Origin of the sequence: Stenotrophomonas sp. TWI1149 (assembly GCF_039673155.1) — a bacterium.
Taxonomy (GTDB): domain Bacteria; phylum Pseudomonadota; class Gammaproteobacteria; order Xanthomonadales; family Xanthomonadaceae; genus Stenotrophomonas; species Stenotrophomonas maltophilia_AA.
In genome coordinates this window covers 159,066-176,006 of sequence record NZ_JBDJLB010000009.1, presented here as the reverse complement: position 1 = coordinate 176,006, position 16,941 = coordinate 159,066, and the positions used below count along the sequence as shown (strand labels likewise).

Annotated in this window: 15 protein-coding genes; 2 read left to right on the top strand and 13 right to left on the bottom strand. The window is 65.4% G+C overall.

Annotation, left to right across the window (positions count from 1 at the left end; translation table 11 throughout):
- Positions 1-12 precede the first annotated feature (12 nt).
- The 9 genes from ABE424_RS12200 to ABE424_RS12160 all read right to left on the bottom strand — a co-directional run bounded on the left by ABE424_RS12200 (position 13) and on the right by ABE424_RS12160 (position 8,566).
- Entirely contained in the window at positions 13-1,050 is a 1,038-nt protein-coding gene (locus ABE424_RS12200; RefSeq protein ID WP_346491848.1) for a class I SAM-dependent methyltransferase, read from the bottom strand.
- A gap of 11 nt (positions 1,051-1,061) precedes the next feature.
- Complete coding sequence (locus tag ABE424_RS12195; RefSeq protein WP_346491847.1) at positions 1,062-1,643, bottom strand: CatB-related O-acetyltransferase; 582 nt, start codon at positions 1,641-1,643, stop codon at positions 1,062-1,064.
- The gene (locus tag ABE424_RS12190) at positions 1,640-2,998 is read right to left on the bottom strand and encodes an ABC transporter ATP-binding protein (RefSeq protein ID WP_346491846.1); all 1,359 of its coding nucleotides are present in this window, start codon (positions 2,996-2,998) and stop codon (positions 1,640-1,642) included. The genes ABE424_RS12195 and ABE424_RS12190 overlap by 4 nt, the downstream gene beginning before the upstream one ends.
- Positions 2,988-3,818 carry an ABC transporter permease gene (locus ABE424_RS12185; protein WP_346491845.1) on the bottom strand — a complete coding sequence of 277 codons (831 nt, stop codon included), beginning with the start codon at positions 3,816-3,818 and terminating at the stop codon, positions 2,988-2,990. The genes ABE424_RS12190 and ABE424_RS12185 overlap by 11 nt, the downstream gene beginning before the upstream one ends.
- Positions 3,818-5,008 (bottom strand): cystathionine gamma-synthase, encoded by a 1,191-nt coding sequence (locus tag ABE424_RS12180; RefSeq protein ID WP_346491844.1) that lies wholly within the window; start codon positions 5,006-5,008, stop codon positions 3,818-3,820. The genes ABE424_RS12185 and ABE424_RS12180 overlap by 1 nt, the downstream gene beginning before the upstream one ends.
- A 119-nt stretch (positions 5,009-5,127) precedes the next feature.
- Positions 5,128-6,498 carry a pyridoxal-phosphate dependent enzyme gene (locus ABE424_RS12175; protein ID WP_102788976.1) on the bottom strand — a complete coding sequence of 457 codons (1,371 nt, stop codon included), beginning with the start codon at positions 6,496-6,498 and terminating at the stop codon, positions 5,128-5,130.
- A 205-nt stretch (positions 6,499-6,703) separates the two neighbouring features.
- Entirely contained in the window at positions 6,704-6,922 is a 219-nt protein-coding gene (locus ABE424_RS12170; protein WP_176990672.1) for a YdcH family protein, read from the bottom strand.
- Between the two features lie 364 nt (positions 6,923-7,286).
- Entirely contained in the window at positions 7,287-8,180 is an 894-nt protein-coding gene (locus ABE424_RS12165) for a hypothetical protein (RefSeq protein ID WP_346478367.1), read from the bottom strand.
- Positions 8,181-8,182: 2 nt separating this feature from the next.
- Complete coding sequence (locus tag ABE424_RS12160; protein WP_183073797.1) at positions 8,183-8,566, bottom strand: DUF4398 domain-containing protein; 384 nt, start codon at positions 8,564-8,566, stop codon at positions 8,183-8,185.
- Positions 8,567-8,663: 97 nt separating this feature from the next.
- Between ABE424_RS12160 and ABE424_RS12155 the strand changes: the two genes are divergently transcribed.
- Positions 8,664-9,791 (top strand): PilT/PilU family type 4a pilus ATPase, encoded by a 1,128-nt coding sequence (locus ABE424_RS12155; RefSeq protein WP_176990669.1) that lies wholly within the window; start codon positions 8,664-8,666, stop codon positions 9,789-9,791.
- Between the two features lie 94 nt (positions 9,792-9,885).
- On the opposite strand, the gene maiA is transcribed toward ABE424_RS12155, so the two are convergent.
- Together maiA and ABE424_RS12145 are read right to left on the bottom strand one after the other, a co-directional pair.
- Complete coding sequence (gene maiA / locus ABE424_RS12150) at positions 9,886-10,539, bottom strand: maleylacetoacetate isomerase (protein WP_346491843.1); 654 nt, start codon at positions 10,537-10,539, stop codon at positions 9,886-9,888.
- 20 nt (positions 10,540-10,559) lie between these two features.
- Complete coding sequence (locus ABE424_RS12145) at positions 10,560-11,549, bottom strand: fumarylacetoacetate hydrolase family protein (protein WP_346491842.1); 990 nt, start codon at positions 11,547-11,549, stop codon at positions 10,560-10,562.
- Positions 11,550-11,994: 445 nt separating this feature from the next.
- Between ABE424_RS12145 and ABE424_RS12140 the strand changes: the two genes are divergently transcribed.
- Positions 11,995-13,395: a DEAD/DEAH box helicase gene (locus ABE424_RS12140; RefSeq protein ID WP_346491841.1), complete on the top strand. Its 1,401-nt coding sequence runs from the start codon at positions 11,995-11,997 to the stop codon at positions 13,393-13,395.
- 120 nt (positions 13,396-13,515) lie between these two features.
- On the opposite strand, the gene ABE424_RS12135 is transcribed toward ABE424_RS12140, so the two are convergent.
- Both ABE424_RS12135 and ABE424_RS12130 read right to left on the bottom strand, forming a co-directional pair.
- Positions 13,516-15,819: a TonB-dependent hemoglobin/transferrin/lactoferrin family receptor gene (locus ABE424_RS12135; RefSeq protein ID WP_346491840.1), complete on the bottom strand. Its 2,304-nt coding sequence runs from the start codon at positions 15,817-15,819 to the stop codon at positions 13,516-13,518.
- Positions 15,820-15,997: 178 nt separating this feature from the next.
- Entirely contained in the window at positions 15,998-16,849 is an 852-nt protein-coding gene (locus ABE424_RS12130; protein WP_346491839.1) for an EF-hand domain-containing protein, read from the bottom strand.
- Positions 16,850-16,941: the final 92 nt, after the last annotated feature.

Sequence of the window (16,941 nt, the reverse complement as noted above, 5' to 3'; positions counted from 1 at the left end):
GATCCTCGTTGCTCAATGGCCAAGGACGCGGCGCCACCAGGGGCGCATGAGGAGATTCAGTTTTCGGTCCTGCTCATCCAAGCGCGGGACCACCGACGCCACGACGTTGGCGACCGACGCTTCGCGCGACTGATCCAGCGCCTGTCGTGTGTCGTTCATCTCTTCGATGACGCGACGCTCCAACGTCGACAAGCCCTGGGCGAGGCTGGGCAGCTGCGATTCGACAACGGCGTAATGCTCTTCGGTGACGTCGCTGCTCCGGTCGAGCAGCGCGCGCAGGCGAGTCTCCTCTGCGGTAAGCCGTCCGATCTCCCCGTGGGCGGCGATCAGACCCTGATTCACCCGCTCGATCTCCTCCACGTTCTTGATGTTGCGCCCCAGCGCATCGAAGAGCTGATTGATGGTCGCGAACTGTCCATTGCGCGAGGCCTCGGCAAGCCGCAGCAGGTCATCCGGCTGCTCCTCCCCAACCAGCAGCACGCCCAGCCCATGGGTGTGGGTGAACTCAAATGACGGAAACTGGGAGGACACCTCGCTCCAGTACTGCCATACCCCGAATCCACGCTCACGTACGCAGCTGTCATGGAACAGCACCACCGCACGTGGAGAGAGCTTGCAGCGCCAGGTTTCGAAGTCCTCGCGGACAGCTTCATACGTATGAAGCCCGTCGACGTGAAGGACGTCGATCGATCCGTCTGCAAAGTACTCCAGCGCCTGGTCGAAGCGCATCCGCATCATCTCGGAAATGCCCGCGTAGTGCCGCTGCTGGTAATCGCGAAGCTCCGCATGAATCTCATTGCCGTAGAAACCGGCATGCTCGTCACCCTGCCAGGTATCCACCGCGAACACGCGCGCGCTGACCTGCTGGGCTTCCACCGCTTGGCAGAACGCCAGGAACGACGCGCCGTTGTGCGTCCCCAACTCGACGATGCTTTTCGGGCGCACCACATCTACCAGCCAGCTGGCGAAGGGGATGTGCCCCAGCCACGCACTGTGCGGAAGCTTGCGAGGCATCATCAGCATGCTCGGCGACAACGGGAAATCAATCATTTCAGTCTCTATCACGGTAACGACGCCGCAGCGTCCGGATCGGCCAGCGCGGCCGCAATGAATGCATCGATGCTGGGGCTGCACAGCAGCGATTCGAACTGCCTGATTTTCTCGATCGACCAGTTCCACCAGGCGATACCCAACAGCTGTTCGATCTGTGACTCGCTGAACCGCATGCGCACGACGCGTCCAGGATTGCCGGCAACCAGGGCATAGGGAGGGACATCCTTGCTAACCACGGCGCCAGCACCTATACAGGCGCCATCGCCCACGGTGACCCCGGACAGAACCAGGGCGCCATGGCCGATCCACACGTCGTTGCCGATACGGGTGGTGCCCTTGCTGTGGGGGTGCCCGTCCTGCCCCGCGCCAGGAGAGCCGAATGCGATGCGCAGTGGATGGGTGGTGACCCAGTCCGTGCGGTGCTCGCCGCCACCGAAGATCAACACATCTTCGGCGAACGAGCAGAATGCTCCCACCTCAATACGCTCCCCTTCGCTCCACAGCTTGAACTTGGCGCCGCCATAGGTAAAACGACCGATGCTGACACGGGGGTCGTCGGTCGTCAGCGGTGGAATGAAACCGTGATTCATTCTGTTGTCCCTACCCGCTTCATGGTGACCTCATCGAAGGGAATGCCTACCAGGCCGTAGCGCAGCTTGGGCGACGCAACCTTGATCAATACCGCGTCGTGCAACCAGGCATGCTGGGTGTTGGCGAACGGATCACCGTCGGCAATTGACACGGTCATCGAGTAGTCGCCGTTTGGCAGCATCGGCAAGGTGAAGCGGAAGCTGGCTTCGAGAGTGGTGCCGGCCTCAACCTGCATGGGCGGTTGGATATACGTGAAGGTGTGCTCCCCAAACAGCGACTGACCCAGCCGATCCTTCACGAAGAAGCCGATCAGTGGGCTCGACAAGGCTTGATGCGCAGTGGCACGGACCCTGAGCAGAACCTCCTCGCCGCCAGCAAAGGAGGAAAGGGGCTGCCCTTCCAGACTGCCTAGAACCACCGAATCGATGCTGGCGACGCCGGATTGCCAACCTGCCGCGTTCGCGACATTGTCGAACATCTCCAATCGGGTGTCCTTCTCAACCTTCGCCTTCGGTTTCAGCGCTGTCGGCACCGTTTCACGGGCAACCTGGCGCGAGGTGATCTTGACCGAATCTCCATAGACCTCCTGCGAGCAGTACTCGATGTAGGCATTACAGGTCTCTTCTGCCGACCCATGCATAAGCATTTCGCCACGGTTGAGCCAAACCGCGCTCTGGCAGAAGTTCAGCACCGACGACGTGTCATGGCTTACGAACAGAAGCGTGCCGTTCTCACGGAACTTGCGCAGGAACCGCATGCATTTCTGCACAAAGATGGCATCACCAACGGCCAAGGCCTCGTCAATGACGAGGATGTCGGCGTCAACATGCGCGATGACCGCGAACGCCAAGCGGACATACATGCCACTGGAGTATGTTTTGACCGGCCGCTCGACGAAATCACCGATGTCTGCGAAATCGACGATGTCATCGAAACGTGCATCGATCTCCTCTCGAGTCAAGCCAAGGATCGACGCACTGAGATACACATTCTCCCGACCGGTGAATTCGGGATTGAAGCCAGCGCCAAGCTCCAGCAACGCTGCAACCCGGCCGTTCACTTCTACCGTGCCGGAAGTGGCCTGCAGCGTGCCACAGATAATCTGCAGCAAGGTAGATTTGCCCGAACCATTACGGCCGATGATACCCACCGTATCGCCACGACGGACCTCGAAGTCCACACCCTTGAGTGCCCAGAACTCCTGGAAATAGGAGCGCTGGGAAAGTCCAAGCGCACGGCGGAGCCGGGGCATTATTGCTTGACGGAGGCGCTGATGCGGTTGGTCGTAGATTTGGAAGCACTTGGTCACGCCGGTTACCCGGATTGCGACATCGGTCGGGGCATCAGAGGACATCAGCAAACCCCCTACGCATTTTCTGGAATGCGGCGAATCCGAGCCAGGCTACAAGCATCGCGCCCAGCGCATATTTACCCAACCCCACAAAATTCGGCGCATTCCCCCACAACAGAACCTCGCGCGACTGTTCGATGATGAAGGTCAATGGGTTCAAGTAAATGTATGGTCGCAAGCCCTCGGGAAGTGCCTGCACCGGATACAGGACAGGCGCCATGAACAGCATGACAGTGGTCAGAATGCCTGTGACCTGTCCGATATCCCGCAGATAGACCCCAAAGGCAGCAAGCAGCCATGAAATCCCCATCGTCCCGACGATCAGGGGCAGCACGACCACCGGCAACCACAGAGCAGTTATGGGAACGGAGCCACGAAGAACAACCTGCGCGATCAGCAGCACAAGCACGGAGACCAGCGAATGGAAAAGGGTTGCCCCCATCGCCACCCAAGGCAAGGTCTCCAACGGAAATATCACGCGTTTCACGTAGCTGGCATTGTTGAGTATCAGGCCCGGCGCACGATTGACGCACTCGGCGAACACACCATGCACGATGATTCCAACAAAAAGAATCACCGCAAAGTCGCCGTGACCATTTGCATCCAGACCCCAGCGGGCCTTGAACACCACTGAGAAAACGAATGTGTAGACGGCCAGCATCAACAACGGATTGAAGAAGGACCACGCCAGCCCAAATACGGAGCCACGATATCGGCTCACTACGTCACGCCGGGTCAACTGCCAGACGAGCATTCGATTGGACAGGAAGCTCCTTACAAGCGCCATCGGGGAGCTGCCGAACTCTGTATGAATGGCACTCATCAGACGGATTCCGCCAGTGCCCGTTCCAGATCCACCTGCAGATCCCCCAGCTCCTCCACCCCGACACTCAGCCGCACCAGCGCGTCGCTGATGCCCAGCTTTTCGCGGCGCTCCACCGGGATCGAGGCATGCGTCATCACCGCAGGATGGTTGACCAGGCTTTCCACGCCACCGAGCGATTCGGCCAGGGTGAACAGTTCGGTCTTCTCGCAGAAACGCTTGGCCGCGTCGAAACCGCCCTTGAGGACAATCGAGACGATGCCGCCGTAGCCGTTCATCTGGCGCGTCGCCAGCTCGTGCTGCGGGTGCGAGGTCAGGCCGGGGTAAATGACCTTCTCGACGGCCGGGTGCTTTTCCAGCCACTGGGCCAGGGCCAGCGCGTTGGCGCAGTGCGCCTTCATGCGCAGCGGCAGGGTCTTCAGGCCGCGCAGGGCCAGGAAGCTGTCGAACGGGCCCTGGACGGCACCGATGGAGTTCTGCAGGAAGGCCATCTGCTCGGCCAGCTCGGCGTTGTCGCCGACCACGACCATGCCACCGACCATGTCCGAGTGCCCGTTGAGGTACTTGGTGGCCGAGTGCAGGACCAGGTCCGCGCCCTGCTCCAGCGGACGCTGCAGCATCGGCGAGGCGAAGGTGTTGTCGACCACCACCAGCAGGCCGTGGCGCTTGGCGATGGCGGCCACCGCGGCGATGTCCACGATCTTCAGCATCGGGTTGGTCGGGGTTTCGATCCAGACCATCTTGGTCTGCGGGGTGATCGAGGCCTCGAACGCGGCCAGGTCGGTCAGGTCGACGAAGCTGAACTGCAGGCCGGCGGTGCGCTTACGCACGCGCTCGAACAGGCGGAAGGTGCCGCCGTAGATGTCGTCCATCGCCACCACGTGGCTGCCGGCATCCAGCAGTTCCATCACCGTGGAGCTGGCGGCCATGCCCGAGGCGAACGCGTAGCCGCGGCTGCCGCCTTCCAGGGAGGCCACGCAGCGCTCGTAGGCGAAGCGGGTGGGATTGTGGGTGCGCGAATACTCGAAGCCCTGGTGTTCGCCGGGGCTGGACTGGGCGTAGGTGGAGGTCGCGTAGATCGGCGGCATCACCGCGCCGGTGCTCGGATCCGGCGATTGGCCGCCGTGGATGGCCAGCGTGGCCAGGGCGAGCGAGCGGTCGCCGTGCCCGGAGGAAGCGTGATCGGACATGTTGTTTCCCGGCAAGGGGAGCCCCGACAGGGGCCCCCGCAAAAGGAGCGGAAGTCTATCAGCGGCGGCTTAATCGGCCGTTGACGCGGATAAACATGGGTTCATTGCGACATTACGGCCTACTGTACGCGCCGGCGCAGGTAGTTCAGCAGGTCGATCCGGGTGATCAGGCCGAGGAAGTTGGCGCCATCCATGACGATGGCGACCTGGCCACGGTCGAACACCGGCAGCAGGGCCTCGATCGGGGATTTCACGTCCAGGCGGTCCAGCTTGCTGACCATCGCGGTGGCGACCGGGTCGCGGAAACGGGCTTCGTCGCCGTAGACGTGCAGCAGCACGTCGCTTTCATCCACGATGCCGACCAGCTGGTCGCCGTCCATCACCGGCAGCTGCGAGACGTCATACAGCTTCATGCGCTGGTAGGCCGTGGTCAGCAGGTCGTTCGGGCCGATCACCACCGTGTCGCGCTGGCCGTACGGGCGCAGGATCAGATCGCGCAGGTCACCCGACTGCGGGCGCTCCAGGAAGCCGTTGTCCAGCATCCAGTAGTCGTTGTACATCTTGGAGAGGTACTTGTTGCCGGTATCGCAGACCAGCACCAGCACCTTCTTCGGGGTGGTCTGCTCTTTGCAGTACTTCAGCGCCGCGGCCAGCAGGGTGCCGGTCGAGGAGCCGCCGAGGATGCCTTCCTTGCCCAGCAGCTCGCGCGCGGTGTGGAAGCTCTCGGCATCGCTGATCGCGTAGGCCTTGGTGACGCGGCTGAAATCGGCGATCGAGGGCAGGAAGTCCTCGCCGATGCCTTCCACCAGCCAGCTGCCCGACTTGTCGTTGAGCACGCCGTCATTGATGTATTCGGCCAGGATCGAGCCGACCGGATCGGCCAGGACCAGCTCGGTCTTCGGCGAGAGGGTGGAGAAGGCGCGCGAGAGGCCGGTCATGGTGCCCGAGCTGCCGCAGCCGAACACGATCGCGTCCAGGTCGCCGTCCATCTGCGCCAGGATTTCCGGGCCGGTGCCGAACTCGTGCGCCGCCGGGTTGTCCGGATTGCCGAACTGGTTGATGAAGTAGGCGCCGGGGGTTTCCTCGGCCACGCGCTTGGCCATGTCCTGGTAGTACTCGGGATGGCCCTTGGCCACGTCCGACCGGGTCAGGCGCACTTCGGCACCCATCGCCTTGAGATTGAAGATCTTCTCGCGGCTCATCTTGTCCGGCACGACCAGGATCAGCTTGTAGCCCTTCTGCTGGGCGACCAGCGCCAGGCCCAGGCCGGTGTTGCCGGCGGTGCCCTCGACCAGGGTCGCGCCCGGCTTGAGGTCGCCCCGCTGCTCGGCGGCTTCGATCATCGACAGGCCGATGCGGTCCTTGATCGATCCTCCGGGATTGGCACTCTCGAGCTTCAGGTAAAGCTCGCAGACGCCGGTATCCAGGCGCTGGGCCTTGACGATCGGGGTCTGGCCAATGAGTTCGAGTACGGAGGAGTGGATTGCCATCGGTTCACATCGATTCGCGCCGCAATGCGGCCGGACCGGTGATTATCCGACGGTTGGCGGCGAAAGTCAGGTTGCCGCGTTCATCGACCTTGCGGCCGCTTTCCCGCTTCGGCGGGAGATCTGGAGCGGCGCGGACGGCACCGGTCGACGAGGTGACCGGAACCGCCCGCGACGTAGGGGCTGACAGACGTAGGGGGTAAAGGCGTCAGTGCACGGGGGAGGCGTACATCCGTTCCAGCTTCTGCTTGGCCAGCAGCTTCTCACGCTTCATCTGTCCCAGGGTGAGGCGGTCTATCGGAAGTACGCCCAGCTCGGCATCCATGCACTTCTTGTTCAACTTCTGGTGCCGTTCGTAGAGCGCCTTGAATTCCGGATCCTGCTTGCGCCGTGCGTCGATGTCGCTCTGGGGCTGACCTTCAAACATGATGAACCTCCTATCGCTTCTGCAGAAACAAGAACGCCCCGGCCTGACGGCACGGGGCGCTGCTTGGGGCGGAGTGCCGGGCAACCCTGACCTGCGAACCCGCAGCGGCGTCCAGTTCAACCTGGACCTCGGACTGCTGTGATTCGTGGCGCTGGTGCATTGCCGGCCCTCCAATCGTCCAGGCCGCGGAAGGCGACCCGGACAACTGACCCTACGCTTGCTTCGAAGCCGGTTCAACCCTTTCAGACGATATCGTCGAGCCCGCCTAGGCGGGGTTCAGGCTGAACACGCAGAACAACGGAAATTAAACAAAAACAACCAGTTGCGTCATGCCCGACGGGCATGACGCGCTGCCGGCCGGGCATCACGGCGCGATGATGACCTCGGCCGAACGCGCCTTGGTCGCCGCCGCCTTCTTGCCGCTGACCTGCAGCCGGCTGGCGCTCACGCCGGCGGCCACGAGCGCGTCGCGCAGGGCCTCGGCGCGCTGCTGGCCGACACCGGCCGCGGCGTCGTAGGCCTCGATCCGGACCCGGCCCTTCTTGCCGATGTTCAGGTACTCGGCCAGCGCCTTGGCCTGGCCCTTGGCCCCGCCGGACAGGCTGCCCTTGCCGGCCGCGAAGGCGTCGCCGTTGAAGGTGAACACTTCGCCACGGCTGTCGAATCTGGAGCCCGGCAGCTTGCTGCCCGCCACCAGCTCGGCTTCTTCACGGGCCAGCTTGGCTGCGTTCTGCTGGGCCGCGCTCAGGCGGGCGGTCTGCTTGCCGGCCACGCTGGTGAGCGCGGTTTCAGCGTCCTGGCGGGCCAGGGCTTCCTGTTCGGCCGCCTGGCGCAGGCGTTCGCTTTCCTCGGCCTGGATCTGCGCCTGGACGCGCAGGCGCTCGGCTTCCTGGCGGGCCCGCTGGGCATCGCGGCGGCTGGCTTCGATCAGCAGCTCGCTGCGGGTGCGTTCGAGCTGGTCGACCTCACGCTGGGCCAGGGCGGCGCGGACGCTGGTCTCGGCGATCTCGACCCGGCGCTCGGCCAGGTAACGGGCCTGGTCCAGATCCCGGCGCTTGGCCTTGGCCAGATCGGCCACGGCCTGCTGGGCCTGCAGGCGCTCGAAGGCGGCCAGCTGGGCCGCATCCGGGTTGGCCTGGATTGCCATCAGGCGCTGGGTCAGCTGGGCCACGGCGGGGTCATCGGCGGCCTCGACCAGCAGCGGCAGGCTGAGGCTGACGGCCAGCAGCAGACAGGGCATGCGCATCTTGGTGGACATCATCAGCGGTCTTCCCCGGTGGCGAGCTGGCGCTGCAGCTGGCTGACTTCATTGCGACGCAGCTGCAGCTGGGCGGTGGCGGTGGCTTCCTCGCTGCGGGCGCGGGCCAGGTCCGCATCGACCGTGGCGCGAACGGCCAGCATCGGCGCGTTCTTGCGCTCGCGGCGGTCGCCGGCCGCGCGCTGGGCCTGCTCCAGGCCCTGGCGGGCCACGGCGATCAGGTCCGGGGCGTACTGGTCGGCATCGGCCTGGGTGGCCTTGTCGACCGCCTGCCGGGCCTGCATCAGTTCCAGGGCGCCATCCTGCGCCTGTGCAGCACCAGAGAGCGCGAATGCGCACACCGTCACATACAGGGCCCGTCGTATTTGTGCGAAGCTAGGTTTCATTGGGGGTGCCGTCGCCAGAGTTGTGTGCGCGGCCATTGTCGGAAGCCTGCGGTGCGCTTGCAATGGCAAGCCGCTGATTGTTGGGGAAACATTTCGCATGGATATCGGCTATTTCCTGAAGCTGATGACCGAAAAGAACGCGTCGGACATGTTCTTGACGACCGGAGCACCGGTATACATCAAGATCGAGGGGAAACTCTATCCGCTGGGCAATACCGGGCTGCCGCCCGGGATGGTCAAGAAGATCGCCTACTCGTTGATGGATGAAGGCCAGGCCCCGCAGTTCGAGCGCGAGCTCGAGCTCAACATGGCCATTGCCCTGCCCGATGCGGGACGCTTCCGCGTCAACGTGTTCAAGCAGCGCGGCGAGGTCGGCATGGTGATCCGTGCGATCCGCAGCAAGATCCCCAGCATCGAAGAGCTCAACCTGCCCCAGGTCCTGAAGGACGTCATCATGACCCCGCGCGGGCTGGTGCTGGTGGTCGGCTCGACCGGCTCGGGCAAGTCGACCTCGCTGGCCTCGATGATCGACCACCGCAACACCACCACGACCGGGCACATCCTCACCATCGAGGACCCGATCGAATACCTGCACAAGCACAAGATGTCGATCGTGAACCAGCGCGAGGTCGGGCTGGACACGCACACCTTCCACGACGCGCTGAAGAACGCGATGCGTGAAGCACCCGACGTGATCCTGATCGGCGAGATCCTGGATGCGGAGACCATGGAGGCGGCGATCGCGTTCGCCGAAACCGGGCACCTGTGCCTGGCCACCCTGCACTCCAACAACGCCGACCAGACCATCGAGCGCATCCTCAACTTCTTCCCCGAGAGCGCGCACCGCAACGTGCTGATGAACCTTTCGCTGAACCTGCGCGCGGTGGTGTCCCAGCGCCTGGTCAAGGGCAAGGATGGGCGCCGCCTGCCGGCCACCGAGGTGTTGATCAACACGCCGATGATCCGCGACCTGCTGCGCCGCGGCCAGGTGCACGAGATCAAGGCGGCAATGGAAGCGTCGCTGGAGGAAGGCATGGAGAGCTTCGACCAGTGCCTGTTCCGGATGGCCAAGAACGGCATCATCGAGCAGGAGGAAGCGCTGCGCGCGGCCGACTCGCGCGATGGCCTGGCGTTGAAGTTCCGGCTGTCCGAAGGCGGCAGCGAGCACGACCCGTACGCGGATTATTCGGCCAGCTCGGCACCGGCGATCACGCACGGGTTCTAACAGGTCCCACCGTTGGTGGGGGCAATTGACACGGCGCATCGACCAACGGTCGATGCCTACCCGTCTGCCTGCGTCGATCGGTCCATGCCCACCGTCACCCTGCGTCGATCTGACGCTCGGGCCGCGCCGCGTCGAAGGCCGGCAGCGCCAGGCAGGCGGCTTCGATCCGCTGCAGGGTCGGGTACGGCGCCAGATCCAGGCCGAACCGGTGCGCGTTGTACAGCTGCGGCACCAGGCAGGCATCGGCCAGGCCGGGCTGGTCGCCATGGCAGAACGTGCCCGTCGCGGCATGGCCGGCCAGCAGGGTTTCCATCGCCGCCAGCCCCTCCGCCATCCAGTGCAGCGTCCATTGCGTGCGCGCCTCGGCGCTGGCCTGCAGGGTGCGCTCCAGGTACTGCATCACCCGCAGGTTGTTGAGCGGGTGGATGTCACAGGCCACCAGCTGGGCCAGTGCCCGCACGTGCGCCCGGCCCTTGGCATCGCCGGGCAGCAACGGCGTGGCCGGGAATACCTCATCGAGGTACTCCAGGATCGCCATCGACTGCTGCAGCACGCGCTCGCCATGGCGCAGGGTCGGCACCAGTTCCTGCGGGTTGAGCGCGGCATACGCCGCGCTGTGCTGTTCACCGCCTTCGCGGACCAGGTGCACCGGGGTGATCCGGTGCGGCAGGCCCTTGAGGTTCAGCCCGATCCGCACGCGGTACGCCGCGCTGGACCGCCAGTAACTGAACAGTTCGATCGGGTCCATGACGGTCTCCGCAGCGGCGCTCAGGGCCTGGAGGCCTGCTCGATGCGCTGCTCGATCGCACCGAAGATGCTCTCGCCGGCGCCATCGAACATTTCGATCCGCACCACGTCGCCGAAGGACATGAAGGGCGTGCTCGGCTTGCCGTCGCGCAGGGTTTCCACCGTGCGCTGTTCGGCGAAGCAGGAGGCGCCCTTGCTGGTGTCTTCGTTGGCGATGGTGCCCGAGCCGACGATCGCACCGGCGCCCAGCGGGCGGGTCTTGGCCGCATGCGCGACCAGCTGGGCGAAATTGAACTGCATGTCCACGCCTGCTTCCGGCGCGCCGAACCAGGTGCCGTTGACATGCGTGACCAGCGGCAGGTGGACCTTGCTGTCCTGCCAGGCCTCGCCCAGCTCATCCGGGGTAACGAACACCGGCGACAGCGCCGAACGCGGCTTGGACTGCAGGAAGCCGAAGCCCTTGGCCAGTTCGCCCGGGATCAGGTTGCGCAGCGAGACATCGTTGACCAGGCCGATCAGCTGGATATGGCCGGCGGCCTGCTCGGGCGTCACCGCCATCGGCACGTCGTCGGTGATCACCACCAGCTCGGCTTCCAGGTCGATGCCGTACTCCTCGCTGAACACCTTGACCGCATCGCGCGGGCCGTAGAAGCCGGCGCTGGTGGCCTGGTACATCAGCGGATCGGTGTAGAAGCTCTCCGGCACCTCGGCGCCACGGGCGCGGCGCACGCGGGCCACGTGCGGCAGGTAGGCGCTGCCGTCGACGAACTCATAGGCGCGCGGCAGCGGTGCGGCCAGCGCCTGCAGGTCGATGTCGAACACGCCGTCGGCATCGCCGTCGTTCAGCGACTCGTACAGAGCGTTCAGGCGCGGCGCAAGGTGGCTCCAGTCTTCCAGGGCCTGCTGCAGGGTCGCCGCGATGCCGGTGGCGCGCACGCCCTGGCGCAGATCGCGCGAGACCACGATCAGGGTGCCGTCGCGGCCGCCTTCCTTCAAAGAACCAAGCTTCATGGGTGGGTATCCGGGATCGCAAAAATAGGTTTCAAGTGTAATCAAATGGTTGGTGGGCCGACCAGCTGCACCGCCGCATCGCTTTACCGTAATGCATTGCCGACGCGCAGGAGCAGCCACGCATGGCGTGGCTCTACTGTTCCGTCCCCCTGCTCCCAAGCTGAACAGGGGCATTTGGTATGGGTCTCAAACATCCGTTAGACTATCCGGGTCTGCAGCGGCCGTCCGTTTCCCTTCGGGATCGCCGGCGATATGGATCAAACGATCCGTCGCCCGCCCCCACTCCGACGCCATTCGTCATGCATTCCAGTCTGCGCACCGCGTCGACTGCACCCAATTCTCGCAGCGCGGTTTACGGGAACGCTCCGAGTCAGCCGATCACATTGATCTGCCTCGCGTCCGGCCATTCGGCCTGGCGTTACTTTGTCTTTGGAGCTTCCACCCGATGTCTTTTGAATCCTTGGGCCTTGCCCCGTTCCTGCTGCGCGCGTTGGCCGAGCAGGGCTACGAAACCCCCACCCCGATCCAGGAGCAGGCGATCCCGCTCGCCCTGGAAGGCCGCGACCTGCTGGCCGGCGCACAGACCGGTACCGGCAAGACCGCCGCGTTCGGCCTGCCGCTGCTGCAGCACCTGGGCACCAACCCGCAGGCCGTCGATGGCCCGCGCCGTCCGCGTGCACTGGTGCTGACCCCGACCCGTGAGCTGGCTACCCAGGTGCATGACAGCCTGCGCGGCTACAGCAAGTACCTGCGCATCCCGAGCGCCTGCATCTACGGCGGCGTCGGCATGGGCAACCAGTTCGACGTGCTGCGCCGTGGCGTGGACCTGCTGGTCGCCTGCCCGGGCCGCCTGATCGATCACATCGAGCGTCGCAGCGTCGACCTCTCCGGCATCGAAATCCTGGTGCTGGACGAAGCCGACCGCATGCTCGACATGGGCTTCCTGCCGTCGATCAAGAAGATCCTCGCCAAGCTGCCGCGCCAGAACCGCCAGACCCTGCTGTTCTCGGCGACCTTCGAAGAGAGCATCAAGCAGCTGGCGCTGGAGTTCATGCGCAACCCGGAGCAGATCCAGGTCACGCCGAAGAACACCGTTGCCGAGAACATCAGCCACCGCGTGCACCCGGTCGATGGCCCGCGCAAGCGCGAGCTGCTGCTGCACCTGCTGGCCCAGGACAGCCGTGAGCAGACCCTGGTGTTCGGCCGTACCAAGCACGGCTGCGACAAGCTGGCCATGTTCCTGGACAAGTCCGGCATCAAGACCGCGGCGATCCATGGCAACAAGAGCCAGGGCCAGCGCCTGCGCGCGCTGGGCGACTTCAAGGCCGGCCGCGTGACCGTGCTGGTCGCCACCGACATCGCCGCGCGCGGCATCGACATCAACGAGCTGCCGAAGGTCATCAACTATGACCTGCCGATGGTGGCCGAGGACTACGTGCACCGCATCGGCCGTACCGGCCGTAACGGCTCGACCGGCCAGGCGATCTCGCTGGTGGCGCAGGACGAAGCCAAGCTGCTGCGCCAGATCGTGCGCCTGCTCGACAAGGACATGGACATCCGCGACGTGCCGGGCTTCGAGCCGCAGACCCCGATCCGCTGGGGCAACAGCGCGCCGGGCAAGGCCGAGCTGCCGGGTGGCGATCGCTCGCCGCGCAAGCACGCGCGTCGTCCGCATGCCGAGGCTCCGCGCCACGCCCATGCCGGCCCGAAGAAGACCGGTGGCGGCCAGCGTGATGGCGCCGGCCGCGGTGCACCGCGCGGTGGCCAGCCGCAGGGCCAGCGCCGTGGCGGCGGCAACGCCGGTGGCGGCCGCAGCCAGGGCGGCGGTGGCGGTCGCGCCAGCTGATTCCTTCGGGCATCGCTGAGACGCAAAAAGGGCGACGCATCTGCGTCGCCCTTTTTTTGTTTGTCGGGAGCCGGCCAGCGGCCGGCACTACCTGCCCGGCCCCCGGTCGGTGCGCCTGCTTCAGAAGCTGTAGGCCACCGTGATCCGCGCATTGCGGCCTGGCTCGCTGTAACGGCCGATGCCCTCATCGTTAACGTAGCCGTACAGCGTGTTGGTGCCCTTGTTGATGTTGCGCACGCGCTGCCAGAGGTAGTACGCCTCGTTGGTCAGGTTGTAGATGCCAGCGCTGAGCTTCCACTGCGGGGTGACGTTCCAAGTCCCGTACAGATCCAGCACGGTGTAGCCATCGGCCTTGTCGACGAAGGCTGGCGTGGTGACCTTGCCGGTGGCGTCGGTGGTGTAGGCGTCCCTGGCCTTCTTGGCCACGGCATGGGTCACGCTGGCGGTGAGGTTCCACACCGGCGAGGGGGCATAGCGCACGCCGAGTACGGCGCTGGCCGGCACGATGCTGTCGAGCGGATCGCCATTGCGCTTCTCGCCTTCGCTGTAGGAGGCGGCCAGGCGCGAGGACCATGCATCGCTGATCTGCCAGCGGCCCTCCAGCTCCACGCCCTTGACCGTCACTTCGCCCGCGTTGGTCGGCATCGTGTAGTTGCGCGAATACAGCACCGGGCCGGTCGCGGTGGTGCGGAAGCCACCCGGTACCGACTGGACCAGGTTGGTGTACTCGATGAAGTTCTCGTAGCGGTCGCGGAACACCGACAGGCCCAGCTGCGCGCGGTCCGTGCTCCAGCGGTAGCCGAACTCGAGATTCAGGCTCTTTTCCGCCTCCAGGTCCGGATTGGATACGGTGTCGTTGAGCAACAGCGGCTGGCCGTTCTGCGCATTGATCACCTGGGTGGCGCTGGTCGGCGAGTACATGTCCGCCACGGTGGGCGCACGGAAGCCACGCCCCACCTGGGCCCACAGCGCGTGGTCGGGCAGGAAGCGGTATTCGGCGCCCACTTGCCAGGTCGCCGAGGCGAAGCTCACGTCACGCACGGTGCCGGTGCGGTCCACGAAAGTGGCGTCCACATGGGGTGAGTAGTCGTAACGGTCGTAGCGCGCCCCCGCGCTGAGGGTCAGGCGTTCGTCGAGCAGCTGCACGCTGTCGCGCAGGTACAGGTTCCAGGCGGTGACGTCGGTCTTGGGCACCTGGCGCGGATCGATCTCCACCGAGGCCACGGCCCCGGCCGCGTTCCAGCGCGTGTCGACCGCGGTGAAATCGATGTCGCGCTGCTGCCAGGCCAGGCCGTACACCACGTCATGGCGCGCGCCCGCGGTGGCGAAGACCCTGCTGAAGTCGGCCGCGGCACGGTCCAGGGTCTGCTTGGTGGAGCGGTTCTCGCTGCGCAGGCACGGTGTGGCGCCGCCCGGGCAGCCGCTGCCGGCCACGATGGTGGTGATGCCACGGCTGTCGGTGACCTGGCGGTCCACCTGCGCATCCAGGGTATCGAACAGCGCGTTGTCGGCCCGCCACTGGTAGTTCACCCCGTAGCGGTCACGGTCGTTGGTGTCGTGGCCTTTGCGCGACAGGTAGCCCGGTGCGTAGACACGCGACAGGTTGTCCACGTCGTTGGTGGCGCGGCCACGCTCGTACAGGAAGCCCAGCGTATTGGCGTCGCCGAGCTGCAGGTCGAGCTTGCCAAGCAGGTTGTCGCGGGTGCTGTCGACCGGATCTGGCGTGCGGCGACCGACACCGATCCGATCATTCGTGGTGTCGTACCACGCTTCGGATTCGTGGCCTTCGCGCCGGGTGTAGACCAGCATCGATTCGACGATGCCGGTGCGGTTGGCAAAGGTCAGCGTGCCCATGGTTTCGTCATTGGCGCCCGAGTAGCCCGCCTTGAAACCCAGATGGGTATCGTTGCCGGTGGGCGTGAGATAGTCCGCCGGATCCTTGGTGGTGAACACCACCGCGCCGCCCAGCGCGCCGCTGCCGGCGCTGATCGCGTCGGCGCCCTTGATCACGGCCAGGCTCTTGAGCGTATCGATGTTCACGTCGCCGCGGCCACCCCGGAAGAACTCGTAGGAACGCGCGGTTTCCACCGATTCGCCCAGGCTCAGGCCATCGACGGTGATCGCCACGCGGTCGCTTTCCAGTCCGCGGATGTTGAAGCCGTTGTCGCCGAAGCGGCCCATGTCCACGATGCTCACACCGGGGATGTAGCGGATCGCTTCTTCCATCGTGTTGGCCATCTCGTTGTCGAGATCGGCTGCGGTGAGCACGGTGACGTTCTGGTTGGTCGAGCGCGTTTTCTTGGCACGTTCCGCCTGCACGCGCACGGTATCGAGCGTGCTGGCGTCGTTGAGGGTTTCGGCGTGCACGGTGGCGGACAGGCTGGCGGCAACCGCCAGGGCCAGCAGGGTGAGGGACGACGTCATGATCAGGCTCCGCAGAAGAGGTAGGGAATGGCGTGAGCGCCGCGGTTGGCGGCGGGCCGTTCCTGGCTGCGGCGATCGGTGGACCGAGCGGGGCTGGGAGGCGCAAGGACGCGCGGGGAATCGCGCGCCGGAATGATCGTTGGCTGATACGTGGGACGTGCACGGCACGTCCGGGCCGCTAGCGGTTGCCGTTGGCCGAGTGCGCGCCGGCGACCGGCTCGGGATCGCGCGCATCGACGACGCCATCACCGTTGCTGTCGGCACGGTCGAACATGCGCTTGCCCGACAGCTGATACTCGGCGAAGGTCATGCGACCATCTTTGTCCTTGTCCAGCGAGGCGAAGCGCACGCGGGCCTGGCGCCCGGCATCGGCGCGGACACGCTGGCGCTGCTGCTCCAGGCGGCCCTCGAACTCGGTGGTGTACTCGGTCAGCGACAACGCGCCGTTGCCGTCGGTATCGGTGGCGGCGAAGCCCGCCGCACGCGCCGCGTCGAACTCCGCGCGATCGACCACGCCGTCCTTGTTGCGGTCGTACAACTCCAGCATGCCGTTGGCGGTATGCGAGGTCGGCATCTTCAACGGATCGCGCGAGGACGCGGCAGCGGTTTCCTGCGTGGCGTCCTGCGATGCCTCGTAACCGGCCCAGGTGCGTTCCCCGGCGGCGTCGTATTCGGCGCGGCTGATCGCCCCGTTCTTGTCGCGGTCCAACGCCTTGAAGCGGGTGTCGGTCTGGCGCAGGTGGCCGGCGCGTGCGTCGGCCAGGCGGACATCGAAGCGTTGCAGGTATTCGTCGACGTATTCCTGTTCCTCGACATGGCCGTCGTGGTTGCGGTCGGTCCCGGCGTAGCGCTGTGTGCGGAAGGCCTCGAACTGGGCCCAGCTGACGCTGTCCGCGCCCTCGGTGGCGAACTGCGCCAGGAAGGCGGCCGCGGTCGGCGACACCGTGGCGGTCGTGGTGGCCGGCTGCGCGAGGGCGGCGGGGGCCAGAACCAGTGCCAGCACGGCAGCGGTGAGCGGGTCGATCTTCATGGTGGTTCCCCTGGAGAAAAGGTCGGTGACGGTTCGAGGACGCGGACGCGCAACCGGGCGGGTTTGGCGTGGATCGGCGCGACGTACCGGTG

What these genes read in the sequence shown, in the direction of transcription:
- ABE424_RS12135 (WP_346491840.1), bottom strand. Translation starts at nt 15,819, where the DNA reads ATGACGTCGTCCCTCACCCTGCTGGCCCTGGCGGTTGCCGCCAGCCTG.
- ABE424_RS12200 (WP_346491848.1), bottom strand. Translation starts at nt 1,050, where the DNA reads ATGATTGATTTCCCGTTGTCGCCGAGCATGCTGATGATGCCTCGCAAG.
- ABE424_RS12155 (WP_176990669.1), top strand. Translation starts at nt 8,664, where the DNA reads ATGGATATCGGCTATTTCCTGAAGCTGATGACCGAAAAGAACGCGTCG.
- ABE424_RS12195 (WP_346491847.1), bottom strand. Translation starts at nt 1,643, where the DNA reads ATGAATCACGGTTTCATTCCACCGCTGACGACCGACGACCCCCGTGTC.
- ABE424_RS12170 (WP_176990672.1), bottom strand. Translation starts at nt 6,922, where the DNA reads ATGTTTGAAGGTCAGCCCCAGAGCGACATCGACGCACGGCGCAAGCAG.
- ABE424_RS12190 (WP_346491846.1), bottom strand. Translation starts at nt 2,998, where the DNA reads ATGTCCTCTGATGCCCCGACCGATGTCGCAATCCGGGTAACCGGCGTG.
- ABE424_RS12165 (WP_346478367.1), bottom strand. Translation starts at nt 8,180, where the DNA reads ATGTCCACCAAGATGCGCATGCCCTGTCTGCTGCTGGCCGTCAGCCTC.
- ABE424_RS12180 (WP_346491844.1), bottom strand. Translation starts at nt 5,008, where the DNA reads ATGTCCGATCACGCTTCCTCCGGGCACGGCGACCGCTCGCTCGCCCTG.
- ABE424_RS12175 (WP_102788976.1), bottom strand. Translation starts at nt 6,498, where the DNA reads ATGGCAATCCACTCCTCCGTACTCGAACTCATTGGCCAGACCCCGATC.
- ABE424_RS12140 (WP_346491841.1), top strand. Translation starts at nt 11,995, where the DNA reads ATGTCTTTTGAATCCTTGGGCCTTGCCCCGTTCCTGCTGCGCGCGTTG.
- ABE424_RS12185 (WP_346491845.1), bottom strand. Translation starts at nt 3,818, where the DNA reads ATGAGTGCCATTCATACAGAGTTCGGCAGCTCCCCGATGGCGCTTGTA.
- ABE424_RS12145 (WP_346491842.1), bottom strand. Translation starts at nt 11,549, where the DNA reads ATGAAGCTTGGTTCTTTGAAGGAAGGCGGCCGCGACGGCACCCTGATC.
- maiA (WP_346491843.1), bottom strand. Translation starts at nt 10,539, where the DNA reads ATGGACCCGATCGAACTGTTCAGTTACTGGCGGTCCAGCGCGGCGTAC.
- ABE424_RS12160 (WP_183073797.1), bottom strand. Translation starts at nt 8,566, where the DNA reads ATGAAACCTAGCTTCGCACAAATACGACGGGCCCTGTATGTGACGGTG.
- ABE424_RS12130 (WP_346491839.1), bottom strand. Translation starts at nt 16,849, where the DNA reads ATGAAGATCGACCCGCTCACCGCTGCCGTGCTGGCACTGGTTCTGGCC.